Here is a 21825-nt window from a genome sequence, read left to right on the forward strand (position 1 = left end):
GGGATCAGGCGGGCGCGCCCGGCTGCCCGAGTGGTGCGTAGTACCCCTCCGGGATTGGCCGCAGGCGCTCGACGATCTCGTCCGCCCACTCCGCGTGGGGCGAGGACACGGTGCCGTCACCCGGGAGGCCGATATACGTGAGCCAGTAGCGCTGCCCACCCTCCCCGACGACCGCGGAGTACACCAGTGCACCCTCCGGACCGATGAGGTCCTGCTGGACGGCGGGGAGCACGCGGAACGACACGGACCAGCCGTCGCCGACGCGGGTGGTGATCTCCTCCGCCCGCTCCTCGACCGGCTGCCCCGGAACGGGGAGTAGGAACTGTCCCATTCCGCTGGCCAGCGTGATCGCCGCCTGTCGATTATCCGGATTGCCCGGGTCGAACAGGTCCTCGGTGAGCGCGCCCGCCAGCACGACCCCCTCCGATCGGCCGGCCTCCCCGCCCCCGGCCTCGCCGCCCCCGACCGGGGTCAGGGCGGTGGTGCCGAAGACCAACTCGCCCGATTCGGCCCCCCAGCCCTCGGGGACGCGGATGACGAGGCCGGAGTAGGGATCGTCGTGATCAGAACCGGCCGCCACCTGGGTCTTGGGTGACAGCGTGCGGGCACCAGGACTGTAGGTCGCCGAGGAGACGACCACCGTCAGGACCGCCGCGGCCACCGCGAGAACGGCCACCAGCGCCACCATGAGAAGGGTCCGGTTCCGGCCGGACGACGGGGTGTGCCGTGCGTTCATGCGCCCTGAGTTCATTGGCCCAGCGTAGGCGGGCGGGTCACGCGCAACGTGATGTTGACCCGCCCCGGTTCGGCGCCGAGCACCTCGCGGCACCACGCCGGAGCGGTGCCGTCGACCACCTTGGGCACTCCGTGGAACGCCAGTCTCGACGGGCCGCCGAACACCACGAGGTCGCCGGACTCCAGCCGCACGTCGGTGTACGGGCGGCCGCGGTGCTGTGGGGTACCGAAGCGGAAGGTGCAGGCGTCGCCGAGGCTCAGCGAGACCACCGGTGCCGAGCTGGCCTCGTCACGGTCCTGGTGCATCCCCATCGTGGCGCCACGACCGTAGAGGTTCACGAGTGCCGCATCGGGGGTGTACGCCGGTTCGCGCAGCGACGGGTCCACCGCCACCGCCGCCTCGAGCCCGGACCGCGCCGCCCGGACCAGCCAGTCGGGGAGCGGCGGGACCACCTCGTCGTCGTCGTACCGGTACGGCGTCCAGAGCCGCCCCAGGCTGAGCGTCCGTACCGACATCCTCCCCCCGCCGGGCAGCACTATCGAACGGGGGTCCCACACTGCGGCCCAGTCCACGCAGGCCCGCAGCAGATACTCCTGCTGCGCGCGGTCCATCCACCCCGGCACGTGCACCGCGCCGGGAGCCAGGATCGCCGGCGGGCGGTCGATCCCGAAGAGGGGGTCCGTCACCGACGGTCCACGCCGAGCACCGCCCATGCCTGCTCCGCCAGCGCCGGTGTCGCGGCGGCCACCACCGTGCCGCCGTCCAGCGGCTGCCGACCGTCCGGACCGGTGATCACGCCGCCCGCGGCTTCGATGATCGGGATGAGCGCCACGATGTCGTAGGAGTTCAGGTCGGACTCGACCACCAGGTCGACCCGGCCCGCGGCGAGCATGCAATAGGCGTAGCAGTCACCGCCGAAGCGCTGCAGGCGGACCCGACGGCCGAGGGCGTCGTAGCAGCTGCGCGCCTCGCCGTCGTCCCCGAACATCGACGGGTGGGTGGTGTACATGATCGCCTCGGACAGCTCGTCACACCCCGACACGTGGAGATCGAACGCCTCCGGTCCGTCCGATCGGCGACGCACGGTGGCACGGCCGTGGACCGCGGAGAAGGTTTCCCCCAGAACCGGTTGGTCCATCCACCCGGCCACCGCGCGGCCGTCCTCCACCACGCCGACGAGCGTGCCCCACCCCGCCATCCCCGTGAGGAAGGCCTTGGTGCCGTCGATCGGGTCGAGGTACCAGGTACGGGAGGCGTCCGCGGGGCCGGACTCGCCGTTCTCCTCCCCCACCACCCGGTCCCCCGGCGCCATGGACGAGATCCCGGCCCGCAGCAGCGCCTCGATGTCGCGGTCGGCCTCGGTGACCGGGTCGTACCCCCGCTCACCGCCCTTGTCGCCGGCGACCAACGCCTCGAGCTCGCCGTGGAAGTGCCGACGGGCGATCCGGCCGGTGGCGGCGAGCAGCTCGTCGAGGCGCTCGATCAGGTCGTGGTCCAGGGGGCGGTCGGGCCTCGCAGTCATGGCCCCATGGTGCATCACGGTCGCCGTCGGCACACCGGATCGCACCGCGACATCCTCGTTCCCACCCCTCTACACGTGCCCATCCGGATAGCGTGAGCGGACCCAACCACACGGACGGAGCCGAGATGTGATGACCGACCTCGTGGACTTCATCTCCACCCGCCGGCTCCAGCTCGCCACGGACTCCTGGCAGCACGTCAGCGCGACCGTGCAGGCGGTCCTGCTGGCCACGCTGCTCTCGGTGGCGGTCGGCGTGGCGGTGTACCGCAGCAGGGCCGGATCCGCAGTGGCCACCGGGGTGGCGGCCACGGCGCTGACGGTGCCCTCGTTCGCACTCCTGGGGTTGCTGATCCCGATCCTGGGGCTGGGCGTGCTGCCCACCATGACCGCGCTGGTCATCTACGCCGTGCTGCCGATCCTGCGCAACACCATCGTCGGACTCGACGCCGTCCCCGCCGCCACGGTCGACGCCGCGCGAGGTGTCGGGATGAGCCGGATCGGGGTGTTGGGCCGGGTCGAGATCCCACTGGCGTGGCCGTCGATCCTCGCCGGGATCCGGATCTCCACACAGATGTCCATGGGCATCCTCGCCATCGCCGCCTACGCCAAGGGCCCGGGGCTGGGGAACCTGATCTTCGCCGGACTCTCCCGGGTGGGAACGCCCACCGCCCTCCCGATGGCGCTCACGGCGACCGTCCTCATCGTCGTCCTCGCGCTCGTCCTCGACGCACTCCTCGTCCTGCTCGGACGCCTGACCATCAGGGGGAACCAGTGACCACACCCACCGCGCACGACGCCGACGAGGCCGTGTCCGGGGTGCCCATCACCCTGGACGACGTCACCAAGATCTACCCCGGCCAGGAACGACCGGCCGTCGACCACGTCTCGCTGGAGCTGCCCGCCGGCCGGACCACCGTCTTCGTGGGACCCTCCGGCTGCGGCAAGACCACCACCATGCGGATGATCAACCGGCTGATCGAACCCACCTCCGGCACCATCACGATCGACGGCCAGGACAACCGCACCCTCGATGCCGACACCCTGCGCCGGCACATCGGCTACGCCATCCAGGCCTCCGGCCTGTTCCCACACATGACGGTCGCCCAGAACGTCGGGACCGTGCCCCGGCTGCTCAAGTGGAAGAGATCGCGCATCTCAGAACGCGTGGACCAGATGCTGGAGTTGGTGGGCCTGGACCCCGGCGACTACCGCGACCGCTACCCCGCCCAGCTCTCCGGCGGCCAGCAGCAGCGGGTCGGGGTGGCGCGGGCCCTGGCCGCCGACCCGCCGGTGCTGCTCATGGACGAGCCGTTCGGCGCCGTGGACCCCATCACCCGCGCCTCGCTGCAGGACGAACTGATCCGCCTGCAGGACGAGTTGCACAAGACCATCGTCTTTGTCACCCACGACTTCAACGAGGCGGTCAGGCTCGGCGACCGGATCGCCGTCCTGGGACCCGGGTCATCGGTGCTGCAGTTCGACTCCCCCGAGGCGATCCTGGCCAACCCGGCCGACGAGACCGTGGCCGGCTTCATCGGCGACGACGCCGCGTTGAAGACTCTGACCCTCCGGCGCGTGGGGGACGTGGACCTGGGGCGGGCGACGACGGCGAGGGAATCCGAGGACCCGGCCGATTTCGCCTCCCGCGTGCGCGGGACCGACGACGAGTGGGCCGTGGTGCTCGACGACTCCGGACGGCCGCTGCGCTGGGTGCGCGGGGACCTGGTGGCCCGGATGCCCGACCTGCGCTCGGGCGGTCAGCCGGTGGCCGGCACCGTCACGGTCGACTCCACGCTCCAGGAGGCGCTCGACGGGCTGCTCTCCACCGCCAGCGCCACCACCGTGGTGGTGGACCGGTCCGGGGCGTACCGGGGCACGATCGGGATCGACGACCTGGTGGGCGAGCTCCGGCGCATCCATCACCACCACAACGAGCCCGGTGCCGCGGACCCCGGGGCGCCCTCGTGAGCGCCGCGGCGACCGCGTCCCGTGCAGCCTCCCGCGCGGACTCGGCCCGGCTGGTGGTGCAGCCGGTGCTCATCACGCTGGCCGCGGTGGGCGTGCTGTGGTGGGCCTTCGGAACCGAACTCGACGAGACCCAGAGGGCCTCGCTCAACGCCTCGTCCATCACCCTGCGGACCGTCGAACACGTCCAGATCACCTTCACCGTGGCCGCGATCGTGGTCGCGGTGGGAGTTCCGCTGGGGATCCTGCTCACCCGCCGCCGGATGGGTTTCCTCGCGCCCGTCGCCATCGGGATCGCCAACATCGGCCAGGCGGCGCCGGCGATCGGGCTCATCGTCCTGTTGTTCCTGGCCACCAACCGGACCGGCTTCTGGATCGGCGTACTGCCCGTGGCCGTGTACTCGCTGCTCCCGGTGCTGCGCAACACGATCGTGGGGATCCGGAACGTCGACCCCGCGCTGATCGACGCGGCGCGGGGTCAGGGCATGACGACGAGCCGGGTCCTGCGCACGGTGGAGTTGCCGCTCGCGGTGCCGTTCATCCTGGCCGGGCTGCGCACGACGCTGGTGTTGGCGGTGGGCACGGCCACCCTGAGCTTCCTGGTGGACGCGGGCGGCCTGGGGATCTTCATCGACACCGGATACCGACTCCAGGACACCACCACCCTGGTGGTGGGTTCGGTGCTGGCGGTGTGCCTGGCGCTGCTGGTCGACTGGCTCGGCGGTGTGGGCGAGGTCCTGTTCAACCCGAGGGGACTGCGATGACGGTGATGAAGCGACTCCTGACCTCGTGTCTGGCCACCGTGCTGGTGGCGACCGGCTGCGGGCTGAGCGACGGCGGATCCGTGCCGCTGCCCGTGGGACCCGGCCCGGACGGCACCGTCCCGGCTCTGGAGGGCGTCCGCGTGACGGTCGGCGGCAAGGACTTCACCGAGGGCGTGATCAGCAGTTACCTGGTCGAGTTCCTCCTGGCCGCCGCCGGGATGGAGGTCTCCGACATGTCCTCCCTGGCCGGGTCCAACAGTTTCCGGCAGGCCCTGATCACCGGTCAGGTCGACATCGGGATGGAGTACACGGGCACCGCCTGGATGAGCTACCTCGGCAACTCCGAACCAGTCCGGGACCCCGAGGCGCAATGGGTGGCCGTCCGGGACGCCGACCTCGAGGCCCACGACATCCGGTGGCTACCACCGACCACCGTCGACAACACCTACTCGTTCGCCATGAACCGGGCCACCGCGGAGGAGACCGGGATCCGCACGTTCTCCGACTACGCCCGGCTCGTCCAGACCGATCCAGCATCCGCGGTGACCTGCATGGAGACCGAGTTCTCCGTGCGCCGCGACGGCTGGCCGGGGCTGGCCGAGGCCTACGGTTTCGATGCGGACACCGTCCCGGTGCCGATCATGCAGCCCGGGATCATCTACCAGGCCACCGCCACCGGCCGGGAGTGCCGCTTCGGGGAGGTCTACACCACAGACGGCCGGGTCAAGGGCCTCGACCTGGTGGTCCTGGAGGACGACCAGCGCTTCTTCCCCGTCTACAACCTCGCCACTGTCGTGCGGGGCGAATTCCTGGACGCCCACCCGGAGATCGAGGAGGTCCTGGCGCCACTCGTCGAGGTCCTGGACAACGAGGTGATGGTGGAACTCAACATGCGAGTCGACGTCGACGGCGACGATCCGGCGCTGGTCGCGAGGGATTTCCTGGTGGATCGGGGACTGGTATCGGCGGACTGACCGCACTGCTGGCCGTGCAACCGGCGGCGAAGTGGCGAACAATCGAGGTCAGGTATCCGAGGAGGACACACACATGACCAGGAATTCGCTGGGTTCGCTACCGAGGTCGGCGGCGCGGCTGCCCCGGATGGCGCCGGACATGGCACAGCTTCCGGCCGGGAGGATCGTCACCCTCACCGACGACGTCACGACCAGGCTCTACGACACCGGCGAGGAGCACCTCACCCCGGTCGTCCTGCTCCACGGCATGGCCGCCACCGGGATGCTCAACTGGTATCAGACCTTCCAGCGCCTGCAGGGCGAGTACCGGCTCATCGCCTTTGACCAGCGCCGCCACGGAATGGGCCACGGTGGCCCGTTCGACTTCACGGCCCTGAGCGAGGACGTACTGCGGGTGGCCGACCACCTGGAACTGGACAAGCCGGTCGTCGGCGGCTACTCGATGGGAGGAATCGTCGCCCAACTCGCGGCCCGGCGGGACCCCTCCCGGCTCGGCGGACTGGTGCTGGCCGCGACGGGCACCGGCGCCGAGCGCAACGCCCTGGAGAAGATCACCCTCGGCGGGTTCCTGCGGTCGAGTCCACTGCTCAACGCGGTGCCCGTCGAGGTCGCCCGGGAGATCGACGACGAGGTGCTCAGTGCCCACACCTGGGCGCTTCGGGAGTTGTCCTCGGTGTCGTTCGCCACGCACCGGACCGTGATCGGGGAGGTGGCCCGGTTCAACTCCACGTCATGGCTACACGAGTTGGACCTGCCCGTCGCGATCGTCAAGACCATGCGCGACATCGCCTTCCCCCGGTGGATCCAGGACGAGATGGCGGACCTGCTGCCGCACAGCGCGGTGTTCCCGATCAGCGCCGGTCACGCGGCGTGCGCGACCCACCCGGGGACGTTCGCACGTCGGATGCGCACGGGCATCGGCTGGGTGGTGTCCAACTCGCACTGAGGGCGGGAGGTCGTCGGTCGGGTCATCGTCGGTCGGTTCTTCGCCAATGCTGGCCGACCGGAACTACAGCGCCGAGTAGCGCACCGCGGTCACCACGAACACCACGATGGCGAGGCCGCCCAGCACGACTCCCCACAACGCCCGGCGGGTGTTCGGCTCCTCGCGGGTGAGCCACCCGGTCGGCCAGCGGGCCAGCAGCCCGAAGGCCACCGCCATCATCGCGGCGAGGAACGCGATGATGTTGAGCAGAGGGACCCAGGACAGTGCCAGGGAGCCCGCCCCGAGTACCAGGGCCCGGGTACCCAGATCCATGCCGTCGGGCGACTTCTTCCTCGGCGAGGCGGCATCGGAGCGGGGGCGCAGCGGCATGGGGCCAGACTAACCGCGCCCGCCCGGAACGCACGTCAGCTCAGGAACTGCCCGTCGACGAACCCCGCCAGCAGTACCGCGAACCCGCCCATCTCCCCCACGATCAGTGCCACCATGCCGAGGTGCAGCATCGACGAGGGGTGCTCGAACTGGTTGGTCGTGTCCTGCCGTGCACCGTGGACGATGTAGCTGGCGATCGCCACCACGAAGAAGAACACGAGGACCCCCGCCGCCGTGAGGTTGACCCACGTGGGCCAGCTGCTCAGCTCGACGAACGCGGCGATGAGCAGGGTCGCGAAGGAGTAGAGCAACGCTGCGCGGTGCGCGATGTCCACGTAGGGGTGCGCGAGGTGGCTGGCGTTCGTGGCCATCTGCCGGTACTTCCACACGCCCAACCCCAGGGCCAGCAGGAAGATCAGGCCGGCGGCCAGCAGGGTGAGCCTGGTGTCGATGCCGAGATCGACCGTCACCGCCGGGAGAGTCGGGGCAGTGGCTGCACTGAGGGGGTCCATGGGTCCTTCCGAGGGCACTAGACAACACGGCTGCCTTTGTCGAGTCCGACACTAGGGCAACCCGGCGCCCCGGACGCTGTTCACCCCGGTCGCCGTTCACGTCACCAGCCGTCCGGAGTGCAGATGACCACCGGACCTCTCACCACCGACGGGTCGCGGTCGGGATTGTCGTTGCACCGCACCACCCACGACAATGGTGCGCATGCGACGACTCCGAGAACTCGCGGGACGGCCCGACGTCAGGACAGACCTGCTGCAGATCGTCAAGAGCGTGATCGCCGCCACCGCCGCGTGGTGGCTCTCGGCCCACGTTCTGGACTCTCCCCTGCCGTTCCTGGCGCCGTGGACCGCCCTGCTCACCGTGCACGCCACGGTCCACCGGTCGCTGTCCCGCGGAGTGCAGACGACGGTGGCGTCCGCGATCGGAGTCGGACTGTCCTTCCTCATCGGGTTCTACCTGGGCGTGAGCGTGTGGACTTTCGCCCTGGCGATCTTCGTGGGTCTGGCCGGCGCCCGGATCACCTGGATCCGGGACGAGGGCGTCGCGATCGCCACCACCGCGATCTTCGTGCTCTCCAGCGGGTTCTCCGACCAACAACCCCTGCTGGTCGACCGCATCATCGAGGTCGCCGTCGGGGTGGGGATCGGCGTGCTGGTCAACCTGCTGATCATCCCTCCGATGCGCGACCAACAGGCGTCGAGCCACGTGGACCGCATCGACCGCCGGATCGGCGACATCCTCGTGAACATGTCCGACGAGTTCTCCACCTCCTGGGAGACCGACGCCGCCGACGCGTGGCGTCGCGAGATCGAATCGGTGTCCGATGAGGTCGAGACCGCGTGGGGGACCGTGCACTTCGCCCGCGAGAGCCGACGCTCGAACCCCCGCCTGGTCCGCGCACGTCTGGTCCGCGCACGTCAGGACCGCGTACGTCAGAACGGCGGTGGCGACGGGCACCGGCCGCCGGAGGACCACCAGACCGGGACGGGCCAAGGAGTCGACTACGAGGAGGTCCTGGGCCGCGTCGACGAGGCGGTCTCGCACATGCGGCACCTGATCAGGACCCTGCACGACGCCACCTACTCGGAGGGGCCGTGGGACGAGCGGTTCCGGAGTGAGTGGGCCGAGATCGCGCGCGACGCCGGCCACGCGATCGCCGATCCCGACGCCCAGATGGAATCGATCCACGACCGGCTGGTCGGGTTGACGCACGCCATGGCCGAGGACGGCCGGCTTCCCCGGGACTCCTGGCCGGTCTACGGATCGCTGCTGACCAGCATGTTCCACATCGCCGTGCTCATCGACGACGTCGCCTCGATGCGGAGCGTGCGATAGTCCGCCCCCCTGCCTGAGTGCGCGGGTACCCGGACCCCAGCCACCGGGGCCACCCTAGCGATCGCCCCGGTCGACCCCTCGCTGCTCGGCGTCGAGGCGGGCGACCCTGCGGGGCCCGGCGAGTTGCCGGTAGGAGGACTCGACCAACTCGGCGACCTCGTCCCAGTCCACGGCACCGGGGCTGCCCGTTCCCTGCCGCCCGGGCCGGTCCAGTGGCAGCGCCCGCCATCCCCGGACGCCCACATAGGCGGGCACCACGATTCGCTCGTCCTGCTCGAGAGCCGGCAGGTCCTCCGGGTCCGGGAGGAACAGCAGGGCGCGAGCGAGCAGGGGATCGGCGTGATCGCCCTTGACCGTGCCGCCGTAGGAGGCGAAGACCTTGGTCGTGTACCAGTTCGGCCGCCCGTGCGAGATCTTCTCCGCGGCGTCCGGCAACGCCAGGCAGATCCGACGCAACCGGGCGAGCAGTGGATCAGTGTCGTCGAACATGATCGGGTGGCCCATGACTACAGCCTCACGTCGTTGTAGGCGCGCTCGTCCTCGATCGGCTCGAGGTGGGTCGTGATGTGCGAGTGCGGGAGTGCGGAGTGGATCTCCTGCTCGACCTTCTCCACCAGATCGTGGCCCCGCTCCACACTCCAGTCGCCGGGGACCAGCGCGTGGAACTCGACGAAACGCCACTTGCCGGACTCGCGGGTCCGCAACTCGTGGAAGTCGATCCGGCCCGGCTGCCGGTGCCTGTCCAGGACCGCCTGGATCGCCTGGTTGTCCTCATCGGGAAGGGTCGCGTCCATCAGTCCCATCCCTGATTCGTGGACCAGCCTGTAGCCGATGAACAGGATGTTCAGCCCCACGGCGATCGCCACGATCGGGTCGAGGACCTCCCAGCCGGTGAGCCACACCAGGGCCACGCCGACCACCACACCGACAGAGGTGACGACGTCCGTCAACAGGTGCTTCCCGTCGGCCCTCAGGGTCGGCGACCGGTGCCTGATCCCGGCCCGGACCAACAGCGTCCCCACCACGCCGTTGACCACCGCGGCCACGACCGAGATCGCGAGGCCCAACCCGAGAGAGCCGATCGGCACGGGATTGAGGAGTCGCTCGACACCCGTGTAGAGGATGAAGGTCGCGGCAACGAAGATCATCGCGCCCTCGACCCCGGCGGAGAAGTACTCGGCCTTGGAGTGGCCGAACTGGTGATCATCGTCGGCCGGGCGCTCAGCGACGGTGATGGCGATGAGCGCGACCACGGCGGCCACCAGGTTGACGACCGACTCCGCCGCGTCGGCGAGCAGGCCGACCGATCCGGTCACCCACCAGGCCACCAATTTCAGCGAGATGGTGACGATCGACGTGGCCACGGACAGCCACGCGAACTTCTTGAGAGTCGACACGTCATGAGAGGGTAGTCCGCCCGCGGGAAGACGTCCCCCTGCCGACCGCCGGATATCGGTAGGGTCGGGTCATGCATGTAGGACTTGCCTGGCTCGGAGTGGCGGTGTTGCTCGCCGCCGGTGAGGCGGCGGGCGGCGAGTTGTTCCTCATCATGCTCGCCGGTGGTGCGCTCGGCGGATCCGCCGCAGCCTATCTCGGCGCTCCGGTCTGGGGACAGGCGCTGGCGTTCGCGCTCGTCTCGATCATCCTCGTCGCGGGGGTACGCCCCATCGTCCGCCGCCGTCTGCTGTCCGCTCTCCCCGAGCACGACACCAACACGGCAGCGCTCACCGGCCGCGACGGCACCGTCGTCGAGGCCGTGGGTGCCGCCGGCGGTCTCGTCCAGATCGCCGGCGACACGTGGACAGCGCGATCGCTCATCGAGGGCGAGACGTTCGAGGCCGGGGACAAGATCCTGGTGCATGAGATCGAGGGCGCCACCGCGATCATCGTTCGTGGCATCTAGACCGACGCAACCAACCGACGTACACAGAGAGCCCGACGAACTGCCGACAGCACGACACAACCGAAGGAAACCATGAGTGGCTTGATCTTCCTCGCCGTCATCGTCGTCTTGATCGCCTCCGTGGTGGTGAGCTCAGTGAAGCTCATCCCGCAGGCGGAGGCCGCGGTCATCGAGCGGCTCGGCCGCTACCAACGCACGGTGAGCGGACAGCTCACCCTGATCATCCCGTTCATCGACCGGGTCCGCGCGAAGGTCGATCTGCGTGAGCGGGTCGTCACCTTCCCACCGCAGTCGATGATCACCGAGGACAACCTGACGCTGAGCATCGACACGGTGGTCTTCTTCCAGGTCACCGACCCCAAGTCCGCGGTGTACGAGATCAACAACTACATCGTCGCCGTCGAGCAGCTGGCCACCACCACGCTCCGTAACGTGGTCGGCGGGCTGACTCTCGAGCAGACTCTCACCAGCCGCGACATGATCAACAAGCAGCTGCGCGGGGTCCTCGACTCGGAGACCGGCCGATGGGGCCTGCGAGTGGCCCGTGTCGAGCTGCGCTCGATCGATCCGCCGCTGTCGATCCAGGAGTCGATGGAGAAGCAGATGAAGGCCGATCGTGAGAAGCGCGCCACCATCCTCACCGCCGAGGGTCAGCGCGAGGCCGCGATCACGACCGCACAGGGTGCCAAGCAGGCCTCGATCCTCAGCGCCGAGGGCAACAAGCAGGCCTCGATCCTCAACGCCGAGGCCGACCGGCAGTCGCGCATGCTCCGCGCCCAGGGTGAGCGGGCAGCCCGCTATCTCGTGGCCGAGGGCCAGGCCGCCGCCATCGCGCGCGTCAACGCGGCCGTCAAGGCCTCCAAGCCCACGCCGGAGATGCTGGCCTACCAGTACGTCCAGAACCTTCCGGAGATGGCCAAGGGCGAGGCCGCCACGATGTGGATGATCCCCTCGCAGTTCGGCGACTCCCTCGAGAACTTCGTCAAGTCCGTGGCGAAGAAGGACGACGACGGGGTGTTCCGCTACGAGCCGGCCGCCACCGACGGTGACGCCGAACTGCCGTCGGCCCCCGAGGACTGGTTCGACACCACCACCGACCCGGAGATCGCCCGGTCCGTGGCCGCCGCCGAGGCCGCCGCGGAAGGTGGGTCGAGTGCCACGGCCACGGAGAAGCCCAAGCCGAAGCCCAAGCCCGGCGTCTTCGACATGGTCCCCACCTCCGAGGGTGGCGTCGCTCCCGACGACACGGCCGCCATCGCGGGCCCGCAGGGGGCGCAGCCGGGGCAACCCGCCGGTGTCGATCCCGGCGCGGATCTGAATCAGGGCCAGCACCAGGGCGGATACCCGGTCGACGAGGCCGGCCGGAACCGTCCCCAGAACTGATCCGGCCAGGTTCCGGGCGCCGCCGCGACCACGGGAAGTAACATGCCCGTGTGGCACGTAACAGTGGTCGCGGTGGCGCCCAGCCACCTGATGCCGAGGACATCCGCCTGATCGAGGCGGCTGCCTCGGTCTTCGCGGAGCGCGGGATCAAGGGCGCGAGCACCGACGACATCGCCAGATCCGCCGGGGTGACGCGGGTGACGCTGTATCGCCGGCTCGGTCCACGCGAGCAGATCCTCCGCGCGATGTACGCCCATGAGGCCCAGCGTCTGATGATGTCGGTCAACGCCCGCTTCACCCCGTTCGAGTCCCTCGAGTGGGACCCCGTCAGGCACGTCGAGGATCTGCTGGTCGGCACCGTCTTCGACATCCGTAGGAGCGAGCTGCTGCAGCGGCTGGTCGAGGTGGACAAGGTCGAGGCGATGGCGATGCTCGCCGGCCAGTCCGACTCCGTCCTGGGTGCCATCACCGAGATCGTCGCGGAGTTCGTCCGCAGCACATGGAACGCCGACGTCCACACCCGGCCGATGGACGCGGACGAGTTCGACACGCTCTCCCGGGAGGTCGGCAGCGTGGCCGGCCGCTTCCTCCACTCCATCGCCGTGATGCCCGACGGTCCGCCGGTCCTGGAGACCGAGGACGAGATCCGGTCGCTGGCCCGGCGGGTCCTGGTCCCGATGATCCTCCAGCGCTGACCTCCCGGCCGATCGACCACACCCCATAGAGCCCCGGTCAGAGCGAGGCAGGCACCTGCTCCGCTCCCAGTTCATGGTCGAGCGCGGCTCGGAGTCCGGGGTACCGGAACGGGTGGTCGAGCGCGCGGAGCGCCTCCGACTCGACCCGCAGACTCGACAGCGCCAACTCGTCCGCTCCACGCTTTCCCAGTACCAGCGCGGGCGCGAACCCGGGGACCGGGACCACTGTCGGACGGCGGAGCACGGCGCCCAGAACACGGGTGAACTCGTCGTTGGTCACCGGTTCCGGAGCCACCGCGTTCACCGCGCCGGACATGGTGGGGTCGACGATGGCGCGGAGGTAGATGTCGGTGAGGTCGTCGAGGGCGATCCAGGACATCCACTGCCGTCCCGAACCCAGCCGGCCCCCGAGTCCCGTCCGGACGATGGCGGCCAGCGGCGCGAGCAGCCCACCCGCCCCGGACAGGGCGAGGCCGGTGCGGACGATGACCACCCGGGCTCCGGCGCTGAGAGCGGGCTCGCAGTCCAACTCCCAGTCCACCACGATGTCCGCCACCGGTCCCGACCCCGGGTCGGAGTCCTCGGCCAGAGTCTGGTCCCCGCGGTCCGCGCCGTAGAGGCCGATCGCGGAGGAGGACACCATGGCGGTGGCACCCTCACGTGCCGCCACCAGTTCGGCGAGCCGCCTGGTCGGTCCGACCCGGCTGTCGCGGACCCCGGCGAGGTGCCGGTCGGTGAACCGGCCCGCGATGGGGGCGCCGGCGAGGTGGACCAGGACGTCGACGCCGTCGAGGAGCGCGGGGTCCGGATCCACGGTGTCCCAGCGCCGCTCGTCAGCCCCGCGGGGTGTCCCGCGGACCAGCCTGATGACGCGGTGGCCGGCGACCCCGAGCAGGGCACACAGCGCGGTCCCCACCAACCCCGAGGCGCCGGTGACAGCGACGGTGAGTGGGCGTCCGCCGTCCGGTCCGGGGAACCGGCGGATACGGTCGAGGTCCGCAGCCATCTGGCGGTAGCGGTAGGCGAACACCGGCGACAGCAACCGTCCCGGTACGCGGGCGCTGACCCGGTCGCCCAGCACGGCGGTCCCGTCCGGACCCGCGGTGACGGTGTGCTCATGGACCCACCCGGTCAGACCCGCGTAGGGCTGGGAGACGCAGCGGTCCACGAAACGCTCACCCTCGACGTACCCGGCGGGGTCGTGCTGCGCGATCCAGCGCGGGCCGAATCTCACCCCCAACGGTCCAGGGAGCGCGGACCTCGGTTCGAGCACGGCTACACCGTCCCGCAGCGAATCGGCCTCACTGACGGGCCGCAACGGCATGAACGGCGGGGAGATCCGGACGAAGGCACCCGGTGAGGCGAGGTAGTCCCACGCCTCATCCGCGCCGGCCCGGATCGAACAGGTGAGGTCGATGCTCATCGGACCGTCTCTCAGGGCAGGAGGCACAGCGGGGTGACGTCGCCACGCCCGCCGGCCATCGGAACGGTCAGGAACGCACACGGCCACCAGCCGCGCGCCTCGACGACGTCGCGCACGGTGGACCACTGCTCGGCGCCGAGCTCGGGGGAACGGCTCAGCACGAAGCCGGAGGACCGGCTCGGGTCACCGACGACGGCCACCGAGTAGTCGTCAGCGAGGTAGGTGATCCGGTAGTTGACCGGCCCGTTCTCGTCCTGGAACGGCACCTGCGGGAAGTTCACGCGCAGGGAGGCGTTGGTGCCGGCGTCGCGGATCGTCGCCTCCCCCTCGATCACCGAGTCGGAGCTGATGGCCGAACCGCAGGAGTTGCGCACCGAGATCGTGTCCGGCGAGATACGTGCGTACTCGGCGGTCGTGTCGTTGGTGCACTGCAACGTGTACGGCTGCGGGACCGCCGCGACCTGGTACCACTTGCCCACGTAGCGGTCGGGGTCGACATACCCGACCTGCTCCAGCTCGGGGCCGCCGATCGACCCCACCGCGACACCATCGGGCAGCAGCAGCTGCGAGGAGCCTCCTCCGAGTCGGCCCCCGTCGGTCAGATCCTGCGCTCCGGCGACGGGCGCGGCCCCGAGGCCTGCCGCCAGCAGCGGAGCCACGGCGAGGGCGGTGACGAGTGAACGGAACCGGGAACGGCGCGAGGCGGTCATGAGTGGGACTCCTTGGTGTCGGCGGTGCTGGCTGACATGGTCGACGCGGGCGAATCTGAAGACGCGGGCGAATCCGAGGACGGGGGAGTCTCTGAGGATGTGACACCGCGGCGGGGGTCTCCCGGCCACCAGACCCGTTCCCCGACGAGGGTGAACAGGGCCGGCACGACGAGCGTCCTCACGACGAAGGTGTCCAGGAGGACGCCGAGGGCCACGATCACGCCGACCTGGGTGAGCACGATCAGCGGCAGCACGCCGAGCACCACGAACACCGAGGCCAGCACGATGCCCGCGGAGGTGATGACGCCGCCGGTGAGGGCGACCGCCCGGACCATGGCCTCGCGGGTCGAGTGGGTGGCCGCCTCCTCCCGGGTCCGGATGATCAGGAAGACCGAGTAGTCCACGCCCAGGGCGACGAGGAACAGGAAGCTGTACAGCGGGACCGACACGTCCAAACCGGGGAAGCCGAGGATCTGGGTGGTGACGAAGGTCCCCAGACCGAGCGCGGCGAGCGACGACAAGACCGTGGCACCCAGCAGGAGCAACGGAGCGATCAGCGCCCGCAACGCCAGCACCAGCACGACGAACACCACCAGGAGGATGAGCGGTGCGATCAGTGCGAGATCGCGCAGGTTGCCGTCGGAGGTGTCGACGCCCTCGGCCACCGATCCGCCGACGATCGCCTCGGATCCGGGGACCTCGTCGACCGCGGAGCGCAACGCCACCACGCTGTCCTCCGACCGGTCGGTCGCGGGGGCGGCGTCGAGGGTCACCGTGATGCGGCTCCACCCGGTCCCCGACTCGCCGGCCGGCATGGCGGACACGACGCCCTCCACGCCCTCGACCACCTCGAGGACATCCGCCTCGGTGCCGGTCCGGGCGAGAACGGTGACCGGGTCGGTGACGCCGGCCGGGAAGTGCTCGGCGGCGGTCTCCAGACCGGCCGCGGCCTCGGACGGTGTGCGGAACTGCTCGGTCTGGCTCAGTCCGATGCGGGTGCCCAGCAGCCCGAACGCGAGGATCACCAGGATCAACACACAGGAGATCAGGACGCGGGCGGGTCGCGTGACGACCCCGGACGCGATGCGACCCCAGACGCCGGACGGGATGTTCTCGCGGAAGTCCTCCGGGGTCGTGGGGGCGGTCAGCCGGGAGCGTGTGCCCGTGCCCTTGCGCTGGGACTCTCGTCCCGGTCGGGGCACGAACGGCCAGAACAACCCGCGACCGCACACGGCCAGAGCCGCCGGTAGCGCCACGAGGGCGTACGCCAGGGCGACGAGCAATCCGACGGCCGCGGAGATCCCGAGCGAGCGGTAGTTGGGCAGGGTCGCCAGCAGCAGCGTCAACAGCGCCAACACCACGGTGATGTTGCTGGCGACGATGGCCGGGACGGCACCCCGGTAGGCGTCGCGCAACGCCTGTCGACGGTTCTGGGTCTTCCGCAGCTCTTCGCGGTACCTGGAGACCAACAGCAGCGCGTAGTTGGTGCCGGCGCCGAACACCAGGACCGAGACGATGCCGGAGGTGGAGCCGTCGACTGTCACGCCGGCGGCCTCGCCGACCGCCGACACCAGAAGCGCGGCCACGCGATCGGCGACGGCGACCACGATGAGCGGGACGAGCCACAGGACCGGCGAACGGTAGGTGATGATCAGGAGCACGGCGACGACCGTCGCGGTTGCGGCGAGCAGCCGGAAGTCCGCGCCCTCGAAGGCGGCGGCGGTGTCCGCGGCGAAGGCGGGCCCCCCGGTGAGCTGTGCGTTCAGACCGGGGTCCAGGCCGTCGGCGATGGCCTCACGCATCTCCCGGACGAGCTCACTGCCCTGTTCGTTGGAGATCGACTCGGCCTCGACCGGCACCAGGACCAGCGCGGCGGCGCCGTCCTCGGACGGGATCGGACCCTGGGGCGCGGCGCCGACGACCTCCGCCATCCGCTCACCCGCTCCCACGGCCGCGGCGGTCCCCTGTGGGCCCAGTTCTCCGCCGTCCTCCCTGGTGACCACCAGGACCGCCGGAACCGACCCCGCGTCGGGGAACTCCTGCTGGATCTGGGAGACGAGGGCGGCCTCGGAACTGTCCGGCAGTGTCTGGGGGGCCTCGGACGCGCCGTCCGACGACGCCAGCGCGAAGACCGCGCCGGATAACAGCAGCACCACGGCGAGGATCAACCAGGCGGTGAGCTTACCCGTCAGGATGCCCAGCCAGCCTCCGGCCGTCGTGTCATCGTCCACCGCGGTGCTCTCGGCTCTCATCGTCTCCCTCGCCCTCACGCGTTGTATTCGGAGAGGAACGCCTCAAGGATGGCGTTCACCTCGTCGGGCCGTTCCATGGTCGGCGAATGGCCCGCACCGGGGATCTCGTGGAGGGTCGTGGTGGCGATGAGGTCGGCGATCCGGCGCGACTTCTCCGGCGGCGTGGCGGCGTCCTCGGCACCCACAACGACCAGCGTCGGAGCGATGATCCGGATGGCCTCGTCCTCGCACGGGTCACGGTCGGCGACCGACTCGATCGCCTTGACCAGACCGACGCGGTCGGTGCGCTCCACGATCGCCATCCACTCGTCGACCCAGGGTGCCGAGAGGTTTCGGTCCGCGAGCATGATGGGCGCCACCCGGGACCGCAGGGGCTTGATGCCCGCCAGGCGGTAGACCTTGGAGAGCGTCTTGTACTTGCTGCGGTTGGCCGGCTCCTCGGCGGTGGCGGCGGAGTCGAGCAGGGTGAGCGAGTGCACGACCTCCGGGTTGCGGGCCGCCAACCGGATCCCCACGAAACCGCCCATCGACAACCCCACGAAGTTGACCACCGGGATCTGCAGGTGCCTGAGGAGTTCGGAGACGTCGACCGTCAGCGTGTCCATGTCGTATCCGCCCATGGCGCGGGGCGAGTCGCCCTGACCACGGAAATCGATGGTCACGCACCGGTACCTGTCCTTCAGGTGGGCGATCTGGTGCTGGAACATCCACCCGGAGAACAGCAGACCGTGGGCGAAGAACACCACGGGGGCGTCCTCACGGCCGGCGGGGACACCGGTGTCGGTGTAGGCGATGGTCGTGTGACCGCGCTGGAATGTGGGCATCGGGGCTCTCCTGACAGTCGGACGGCCACCGTGTCCGGCCGCCACAGTCGTACGATACGGCGACCGGAGCCCCCTCTCCGTCACCTCGAGGTGATCGGAGGGCGGGTCACCTCAGGGTGATCAGGCCCCGCGGGTCCTCGGGCCCGGAGGCCCGCTCCAGGTGCTGGTGCTCGTTGACGGCGATACAGGTCATCCCACCACGGCCCACCACGACCCGGGCGACACCGGTGTTGACGGTGACGCGCTGGAGGCGACTCCACAGCCCCACCACGCCCTCGGGGTCGGCCAGCAGACCCGCGACCGCCAACGAGATGGTCCCGGCCGAGCTCACCACCACCGTCGTGCGGCCCGACCCGGACCTGGCCGCCGCGTCCGCGATCGCCGAGTTCGCGGCCGTACGGTAGTCCTCGAACGCCTCGAGACCCGCCCAGTGCCCGAGCGCGGCGTCGAGCTGACGCTGGAACGTCTGCTTGGCCTCGTCCGATGAGCCCGCCGAGTCGAGGGTGCCGTGACCGGCACTCACCCCGGCCACCCGGGCTGCGGTGAGCACCTCGTCCGCGTCGTACTCCGCCCAGCGGTCGTCGAGCTCGACCGGGCAGTCCCAGCCGGCACCCTCTCGCAGGCCCTCGAGCAGACCCTCGGCGGTCTCGCGCTGTCGCCGCAGGCCACCGTGGATCACCACGTCGGGTCTGAGTCCGCGGGCCGCCATGTCCTGGCCCGTGAGCCGGGCCTGCAGGTGGCCGGTCTCGGAGAGCCGGTCGTAGTCGCCGCTGCCGAACGAGGCCTGGCCGTGTCGGACCAGGTGGATGGCACCCATCAGAGATCGCCCCCGGTCACTTCCGGTTCCCCGTCCCCGGCAGTCCCCCGAGGATCCCGCCGATCCTGGTGCGCGCGTCGTGAACCCCGCCGGCGAGCAACGGCAGGACGACCCTGGGCACAGCGAGGAGCTCCGGGATCACGTCTCGCGGTCCGAGCCGGGTGGGCGTCAGCCGCCCGTCACCGGTGCGGATGACGCGCATGCAGCGCTGTTCGAGGAACGCCACCGCGGGACGGAACGCCCGGAACGCCGGGTTGGTGGTCTGTCCGTGGTAGAAGCGGTGGTTGATCTGCTGGGCGATCACCGCGAGGCGGAACAGCCCGAAGACCTCGTAGAAGCGCCAGCTCTCCTCGTCGATCTCCAGGCCCGACCCCTTCGCGTAGCGCTCGACCACCTGCCGGCGGGTGAGCATCCCGGGCGCGTGCGTGGGCTGGCGCCGGAACGCCTTGAACACCGGGCCGTCACCGTCCTCGACCCAGTACGCCAGTGCGCCGCCCAGGTCCATGAGCGGGTCGCCCACGGTGGCCATCTCCCAGTCCAGGACGCCGATGACGGAGGTGATGTCGTCGGGGTCCAGGACCAGGTTGTCGAAGCGGAAATCGTTGTGGACCAGGCAGTGGCCCACGTCTTCCGGCTGGTTGGCGTCCAGCCACTTGATCACCGGCGCGAAGTCCGGCACGTCGGGGGTCCGGGCGCGGCGGTAGCGGGCAGACCAGCCCTCGACCTGCCTGCGCACGTAGCCCTCGCCGCGGTCGAGGTCGTCCAGGCCGGCGGCCCGGACGTCGACGGCGTGGAGTTCCACCAGGGCGTCCACCGCCCGCTCCGACAGTCGCCGGATGGTGGCCCTGTCCGCGCGGAGCTCCCGGGGGAGGTCCTTGCGCAGGATCGTGCCCTCGAGCCGCTCCATCACGTAGAAGTCGGACCCGATCACCGACTGGTCGTCGCAGAACCCGACCATGCGGGGCACCAGCGGGTACACCGGGCGGAGCGCCGACTGGACGCGGTACTCGCGCTTCATGTCGTGGGCACCGCGGGCCTTGGTGCCGGCCGGCGGGCGGCGCAGCACCAGGTCCAGGCCGGGGTAGCGCAACACATAGGTGAGGTTGGACGCGCCTCCGGAGAACTGGCTCACCTCCGGGATGACCGGCTCGTCGTCGTCGCCCAGGTCCACTCCCGCCAGCACTCCCGCGTCGTCCGGGGTGACGGAACGCAGCCAGGCCGCGACCGCCTCGACGTCGAACGCGTCCTCGTCGCGCACCGCACCCGCACCCGGGATGCGGCGGCTCAGCGGGGAGGCCCCGGCCGGTCGGCTCATCGGCCCGACCCTGCATCTGTAGTGGATCGGGTACCCGTCGTGGGTTCCGCGGCGGCGGCATCGCGGTACGGCGCCAGCATCGCGCGGGCGACCACCCCCAGGTGCACCTCGTCGGGGCCGTCGGCCAGTCGCAGGGAGCGCGCGGTCGCGTAGGCACCGGCCAGCGGGAAGTCGTCGCTCATCCCCCCGCCGCCGTGCAGCTGCAGGGACATGTCGATCACCTGCTGGGCCATGCGGGGCACGGCTGCCTTGATGGCGCTCACCTCGACGGCGGCCTGTCCCTCGGTGTCGAGCTTCCAGGCGGCGTGTTGCACCAGCAGGCGGGCCTGGTCGATCGCGATCCGGGCCTCCGCCAGCCGCTCCCGGTTCCCCCCGAGGTTGACGATGGGCTTGCCGAAGGCCACGCGGCCCGAGGCGCGTCGACAGGCCAGGTCGAGCGCCATCTCCGACAACCCGATGAGCCGCATGCAATGGTGCACGCGGCCGGGGCCGAGCCGACCCTGGGCGATCTCGGCGGCCCGTCCGGGACCGGTGATGATGTTCTCCACCGGCAGGCGCACGCCGTCGAAGGACACCTCGCCGTGGCCGAGCGGCTCGTCATAGACCCCCTGCGCGGTGAGCATGCGCTCGACGCGCACCCCGGGGGCGTCCATGGGGACCAACACCATGGAGTGACGCAGGTACCGGTGGGCGTCCGGGTCGGACACCCCCATGAAGATGCCGACCTTGCAGTCCGGGTGCCCCACGCCGGTCGACCACCACTTGCGGCCGTCGAGCACCACTTCGGCGCCCTCGACCCGCGCGGTGGCGGACATGTTCGAGGCGTCCGAGGAGGCCACGTCCGGCTCGGTCATGAGGAACGCGCTGCGGATCCTCCCGTCGAGCAAGGGGTCAAGCCACTGGTCCTTCTGCTCCTGCGACCCGTACTTGAGCAGGACCTCCATGTTCCCGGTGTCCGGGGCGTTGCAGTTGAACACCAGGGGGGCGATGAACGACCGCCCCATCTCCTCGGCGACCGGCGCGTAGTCGGTGTTGTTCAGGCCCGTCCCGCCGTGGGTGCCGTAGCGCTCGGCGTACGGCCCCTCGTGGCCGGCCGGGAGGAAGAGGTTCCACAGTCCCTGCTCACGGGCGCGGGCCTGGAGATCGGTCACCCGAGGGTCGACCGCCCACGGGTCCTCGCCGGCCAGACGTCGGCGGGCGATGTCGGCGTGGATCTCCGGCTCGACCGGAGCGATGTGCGTGTCGATGAACTCGCGGACCGCCGCGGTGAGCTCGGCGGCGCGGGGTGAGGGGGAGAAGTCCATAGTGTGCATCGTGGCACACCCGGGTGAACGGGTACGTCCCACGGCGGCGGCTCGTCGGACACCTCTGGCAGGATC

Annotated in this window: 23 protein-coding genes; 9 read left to right on the forward strand and 14 right to left on the reverse strand. The window is 70.4% G+C overall.

Features of this window, described 5'->3' with window-relative positions:
• Positions 1-4 precede the first annotated feature (4 nt).
• The 3 genes from A6048_RS15985 to A6048_RS15995 are packed head-to-tail and all read right to left on the reverse strand — an operon-like array spanning position 5 to position 2258.
• Complete coding sequence (locus tag A6048_RS15985; protein WP_235027602.1) at positions 5-751, reverse strand: APA family fibronectin-binding glycoprotein; 747 nt, start codon at positions 749-751, stop codon at positions 5-7.
• Positions 748-1422 carry an alpha-ketoglutarate-dependent dioxygenase AlkB family protein gene (locus A6048_RS15990; protein WP_200837408.1) on the reverse strand — a complete coding sequence of 225 codons (675 nt, stop codon included), beginning with the start codon at positions 1420-1422 and terminating at the stop codon, positions 748-750. Before A6048_RS15990 ends, A6048_RS15985 begins: the two co-directional genes overlap by 4 nt.
• Entirely contained in the window at positions 1419-2258 is an 840-nt protein-coding gene (locus tag A6048_RS15995) for an inositol monophosphatase family protein (RefSeq protein ID WP_107747231.1), read from the reverse strand. The genes A6048_RS15990 and A6048_RS15995 overlap by 4 nt, the downstream gene beginning before the upstream one ends.
• A gap of 130 nt (positions 2259-2388) precedes the next feature.
• On the opposite strand from A6048_RS15995, the gene A6048_RS16000 reads away from it, so the two are divergent.
• The 5 genes from A6048_RS16000 to A6048_RS16020 all read left to right on the forward strand — a co-directional run bounded on the left by A6048_RS16000 (position 2389) and on the right by A6048_RS16020 (position 6907).
• On the forward strand, positions 2389-3033 hold the full coding sequence (locus A6048_RS16000; protein WP_107746829.1) for an ABC transporter permease: 645 nt from the start codon (positions 2389-2391) through the stop codon (positions 3031-3033).
• Positions 3030-4226 carry an ABC transporter ATP-binding protein gene (locus A6048_RS16005; RefSeq protein ID WP_107746830.1) on the forward strand — a complete coding sequence of 399 codons (1197 nt, stop codon included), beginning with the start codon at positions 3030-3032 and terminating at the stop codon, positions 4224-4226. The genes A6048_RS16000 and A6048_RS16005 overlap by 4 nt, the downstream gene beginning before the upstream one ends.
• On the forward strand, positions 4223-4987 hold the full coding sequence (locus tag A6048_RS16010) for an ABC transporter permease (protein WP_107746831.1): 765 nt from the start codon (positions 4223-4225) through the stop codon (positions 4985-4987). The genes A6048_RS16005 and A6048_RS16010 overlap by 4 nt, the downstream gene beginning before the upstream one ends.
• On the forward strand, positions 4984-5961 hold the full coding sequence (locus tag A6048_RS16015; RefSeq protein ID WP_107746832.1) for a glycine betaine ABC transporter substrate-binding protein: 978 nt from the start codon (positions 4984-4986) through the stop codon (positions 5959-5961). Before A6048_RS16010 ends, A6048_RS16015 begins: the two co-directional genes overlap by 4 nt.
• A gap of 73 nt (positions 5962-6034) precedes the next feature.
• Positions 6035-6907 carry an alpha/beta fold hydrolase gene (locus A6048_RS16020; RefSeq protein WP_107746833.1) on the forward strand — a complete coding sequence of 291 codons (873 nt, stop codon included), beginning with the start codon at positions 6035-6037 and terminating at the stop codon, positions 6905-6907.
• A 63-nt stretch (positions 6908-6970) separates the two neighbouring features.
• Here A6048_RS16020 and A6048_RS16025 read toward each other — a convergent pair whose 3' ends face one another.
• Positions 6971-7276, reverse strand: coding sequence for a hypothetical protein (locus A6048_RS16025; RefSeq protein WP_107746834.1), 306 nt, complete (start codon positions 7274-7276; stop codon positions 6971-6973).
• Positions 7277-7311: 35 nt separating this feature from the next.
• Positions 7312-7788: a hypothetical protein gene (locus A6048_RS16030; RefSeq protein ID WP_107746835.1), complete on the reverse strand. Its 477-nt coding sequence runs from the start codon at positions 7786-7788 to the stop codon at positions 7312-7314.
• Between the two features lie 202 nt (positions 7789-7990).
• Between A6048_RS16030 and A6048_RS16035 the strand changes: the two genes are divergently transcribed.
• Entirely contained in the window at positions 7991-9124 is a 1134-nt protein-coding gene (locus A6048_RS16035; protein WP_107746836.1) for an FUSC family protein, read from the forward strand.
• Between the two features lie 54 nt (positions 9125-9178).
• On the opposite strand, the gene A6048_RS16040 is transcribed toward A6048_RS16035, so the two are convergent.
• Positions 9179-9628 carry an MmcQ/YjbR family DNA-binding protein gene (locus A6048_RS16040; protein WP_107746837.1) on the reverse strand — a complete coding sequence of 150 codons (450 nt, stop codon included), beginning with the start codon at positions 9626-9628 and terminating at the stop codon, positions 9179-9181.
• 2 nt (positions 9629-9630) lie between these two features.
• On the reverse strand, positions 9631-10521 hold the full coding sequence (locus tag A6048_RS16045; RefSeq protein ID WP_107746838.1) for a cation diffusion facilitator family transporter: 891 nt from the start codon (positions 10519-10521) through the stop codon (positions 9631-9633).
• A 71-nt stretch (positions 10522-10592) separates the two neighbouring features.
• Here A6048_RS16045 and A6048_RS16050 point away from each other — a divergent pair, with 71 nt between their 5' ends.
• The 3 genes from A6048_RS16050 (at position 10593) to A6048_RS16060 (ending at position 13105) form a co-directional block, all read left to right on the forward strand.
• Positions 10593-11027 (forward strand): NfeD family protein, encoded by a 435-nt coding sequence (locus tag A6048_RS16050; RefSeq protein ID WP_107746839.1) that lies wholly within the window; start codon positions 10593-10595, stop codon positions 11025-11027.
• Between the two features lie 72 nt (positions 11028-11099).
• Positions 11100-12410, forward strand: a complete 1311-nt coding sequence (locus tag A6048_RS16055) for an SPFH domain-containing protein (protein WP_107746840.1) — start codon at positions 11100-11102, stop codon at positions 12408-12410.
• Between the two features lie 50 nt (positions 12411-12460).
• Positions 12461-13105, forward strand: a complete 645-nt coding sequence (locus A6048_RS16060) for a TetR/AcrR family transcriptional regulator (RefSeq protein WP_107746841.1) — start codon at positions 12461-12463, stop codon at positions 13103-13105.
• Between the two features lie 37 nt (positions 13106-13142).
• On the opposite strand, the gene A6048_RS16065 is transcribed toward A6048_RS16060, so the two are convergent.
• From A6048_RS16065 to A6048_RS16095, 7 genes are all read right to left on the reverse strand, one after another.
• Complete coding sequence (locus A6048_RS16065; protein WP_107746842.1) at positions 13143-14528, reverse strand: TIGR01777 family oxidoreductase; 1386 nt, start codon at positions 14526-14528, stop codon at positions 13143-13145.
• An 11-nt stretch (positions 14529-14539) separates the two neighbouring features.
• Positions 14540-15238, reverse strand: a complete 699-nt coding sequence (locus A6048_RS16070) for a lipocalin family protein (RefSeq protein ID WP_107746843.1) — start codon at positions 15236-15238, stop codon at positions 14540-14542.
• Entirely contained in the window at positions 15235-17490 is a 2256-nt protein-coding gene (locus A6048_RS16075) for an MMPL family transporter (protein ID WP_235027603.1), read from the reverse strand. The genes A6048_RS16070 and A6048_RS16075 overlap by 4 nt, the downstream gene beginning before the upstream one ends.
• Positions 17491-17504: 14 nt before the next feature.
• Positions 17505-18314, reverse strand: a complete 810-nt coding sequence (locus A6048_RS16080; protein ID WP_107746844.1) for an alpha/beta fold hydrolase — start codon at positions 18312-18314, stop codon at positions 17505-17507.
• Between the two features lie 106 nt (positions 18315-18420).
• Positions 18421-19131 (reverse strand): histidine phosphatase family protein, encoded by a 711-nt coding sequence (locus A6048_RS16085; RefSeq protein ID WP_107746845.1) that lies wholly within the window; start codon positions 19129-19131, stop codon positions 18421-18423.
• Positions 19132-19147: 16 nt separating this feature from the next.
• Complete coding sequence (locus tag A6048_RS16090) at positions 19148-20446, reverse strand: phosphotransferase family protein (RefSeq protein WP_107746846.1); 1299 nt, start codon at positions 20444-20446, stop codon at positions 19148-19150.
• The gene (locus A6048_RS16095) at positions 20443-21750 is read right to left on the reverse strand and encodes an acyl-CoA dehydrogenase family protein (protein WP_107746847.1); all 1308 of its coding nucleotides are present in this window, start codon (positions 21748-21750) and stop codon (positions 20443-20445) included. The genes A6048_RS16090 and A6048_RS16095 overlap by 4 nt, the downstream gene beginning before the upstream one ends.
• Positions 21751-21825 lie beyond the last annotated feature (75 nt).

Origin of the sequence: Dietzia psychralcaliphila, from assembly GCF_003096095.1 — a bacterium.
Taxonomy (GTDB): Bacteria; Actinomycetota; Actinomycetes; order Mycobacteriales; family Mycobacteriaceae; genus Dietzia; species Dietzia psychralcaliphila.

Excerpts from the sequence above, each read along its gene's own strand:
- A6048_RS16030 (WP_107746835.1), bottom strand. The coding sequence starts at position 7,788 with ATGGACCCCCTCAGTGCAGCCACTGCCCCGACTCTCCCGGCGGTGACG.
- A6048_RS16085 (WP_107746845.1), bottom strand. The coding sequence starts at position 19,131 with ATGGGTGCCATCCACCTGGTCCGACACGGCCAGGCCTCGTTCGGCAGC.
- A6048_RS16025 (WP_107746834.1), bottom strand. The coding sequence starts at position 7,276 with ATGCCGCTGCGCCCCCGCTCCGATGCCGCCTCGCCGAGGAAGAAGTCG.
- A6048_RS16015 (WP_107746832.1), top strand. The coding sequence starts at position 4,984 with ATGACGGTGATGAAGCGACTCCTGACCTCGTGTCTGGCCACCGTGCTG.
- A6048_RS16080 (WP_107746844.1), bottom strand. The coding sequence starts at position 18,314 with ATGCCCACATTCCAGCGCGGTCACACGACCATCGCCTACACCGACACC.
- A6048_RS16090 (WP_107746846.1), bottom strand. The coding sequence starts at position 20,446 with ATGAGCCGACCGGCCGGGGCCTCCCCGCTGAGCCGCCGCATCCCGGGT.
- A6048_RS16035 (WP_107746836.1), top strand. The coding sequence starts at position 7,991 with ATGCGACGACTCCGAGAACTCGCGGGACGGCCCGACGTCAGGACAGAC.
- A6048_RS16095 (WP_107746847.1), bottom strand. The coding sequence starts at position 21,750 with ATGGACTTCTCCCCCTCACCCCGCGCCGCCGAGCTCACCGCGGCGGTC.
- A6048_RS15995 (WP_107747231.1), bottom strand. The coding sequence starts at position 2,258 with ATGACTGCGAGGCCCGACCGCCCCCTGGACCACGACCTGATCGAGCGC.
- A6048_RS16075 (WP_235027603.1), bottom strand. The coding sequence starts at position 17,490 with ATGAGAGCCGAGAGCACCGCGGTGGACGATGACACGACGGCCGGAGGC.
- A6048_RS16050 (WP_107746839.1), top strand. The coding sequence starts at position 10,593 with ATGCATGTAGGACTTGCCTGGCTCGGAGTGGCGGTGTTGCTCGCCGCC.
- A6048_RS16040 (WP_107746837.1), bottom strand. The coding sequence starts at position 9,628 with ATGGGCCACCCGATCATGTTCGACGACACTGATCCACTGCTCGCCCGG.
- A6048_RS16000 (WP_107746829.1), top strand. The coding sequence starts at position 2,389 with ATGACCGACCTCGTGGACTTCATCTCCACCCGCCGGCTCCAGCTCGCC.
- A6048_RS16065 (WP_107746842.1), bottom strand. The coding sequence starts at position 14,528 with ATGAGCATCGACCTCACCTGTTCGATCCGGGCCGGCGCGGATGAGGCG.
- A6048_RS16020 (WP_107746833.1), top strand. The coding sequence starts at position 6,035 with ATGACCAGGAATTCGCTGGGTTCGCTACCGAGGTCGGCGGCGCGGCTG.
- A6048_RS15985 (WP_235027602.1), bottom strand. The coding sequence starts at position 751 with ATGAACTCAGGGCGCATGAACGCACGGCACACCCCGTCGTCCGGCCGG.
- A6048_RS16055 (WP_107746840.1), top strand. The coding sequence starts at position 11,100 with ATGAGTGGCTTGATCTTCCTCGCCGTCATCGTCGTCTTGATCGCCTCC.
- A6048_RS16070 (WP_107746843.1), bottom strand. The coding sequence starts at position 15,238 with ATGACCGCCTCGCGCCGTTCCCGGTTCCGTTCACTCGTCACCGCCCTC.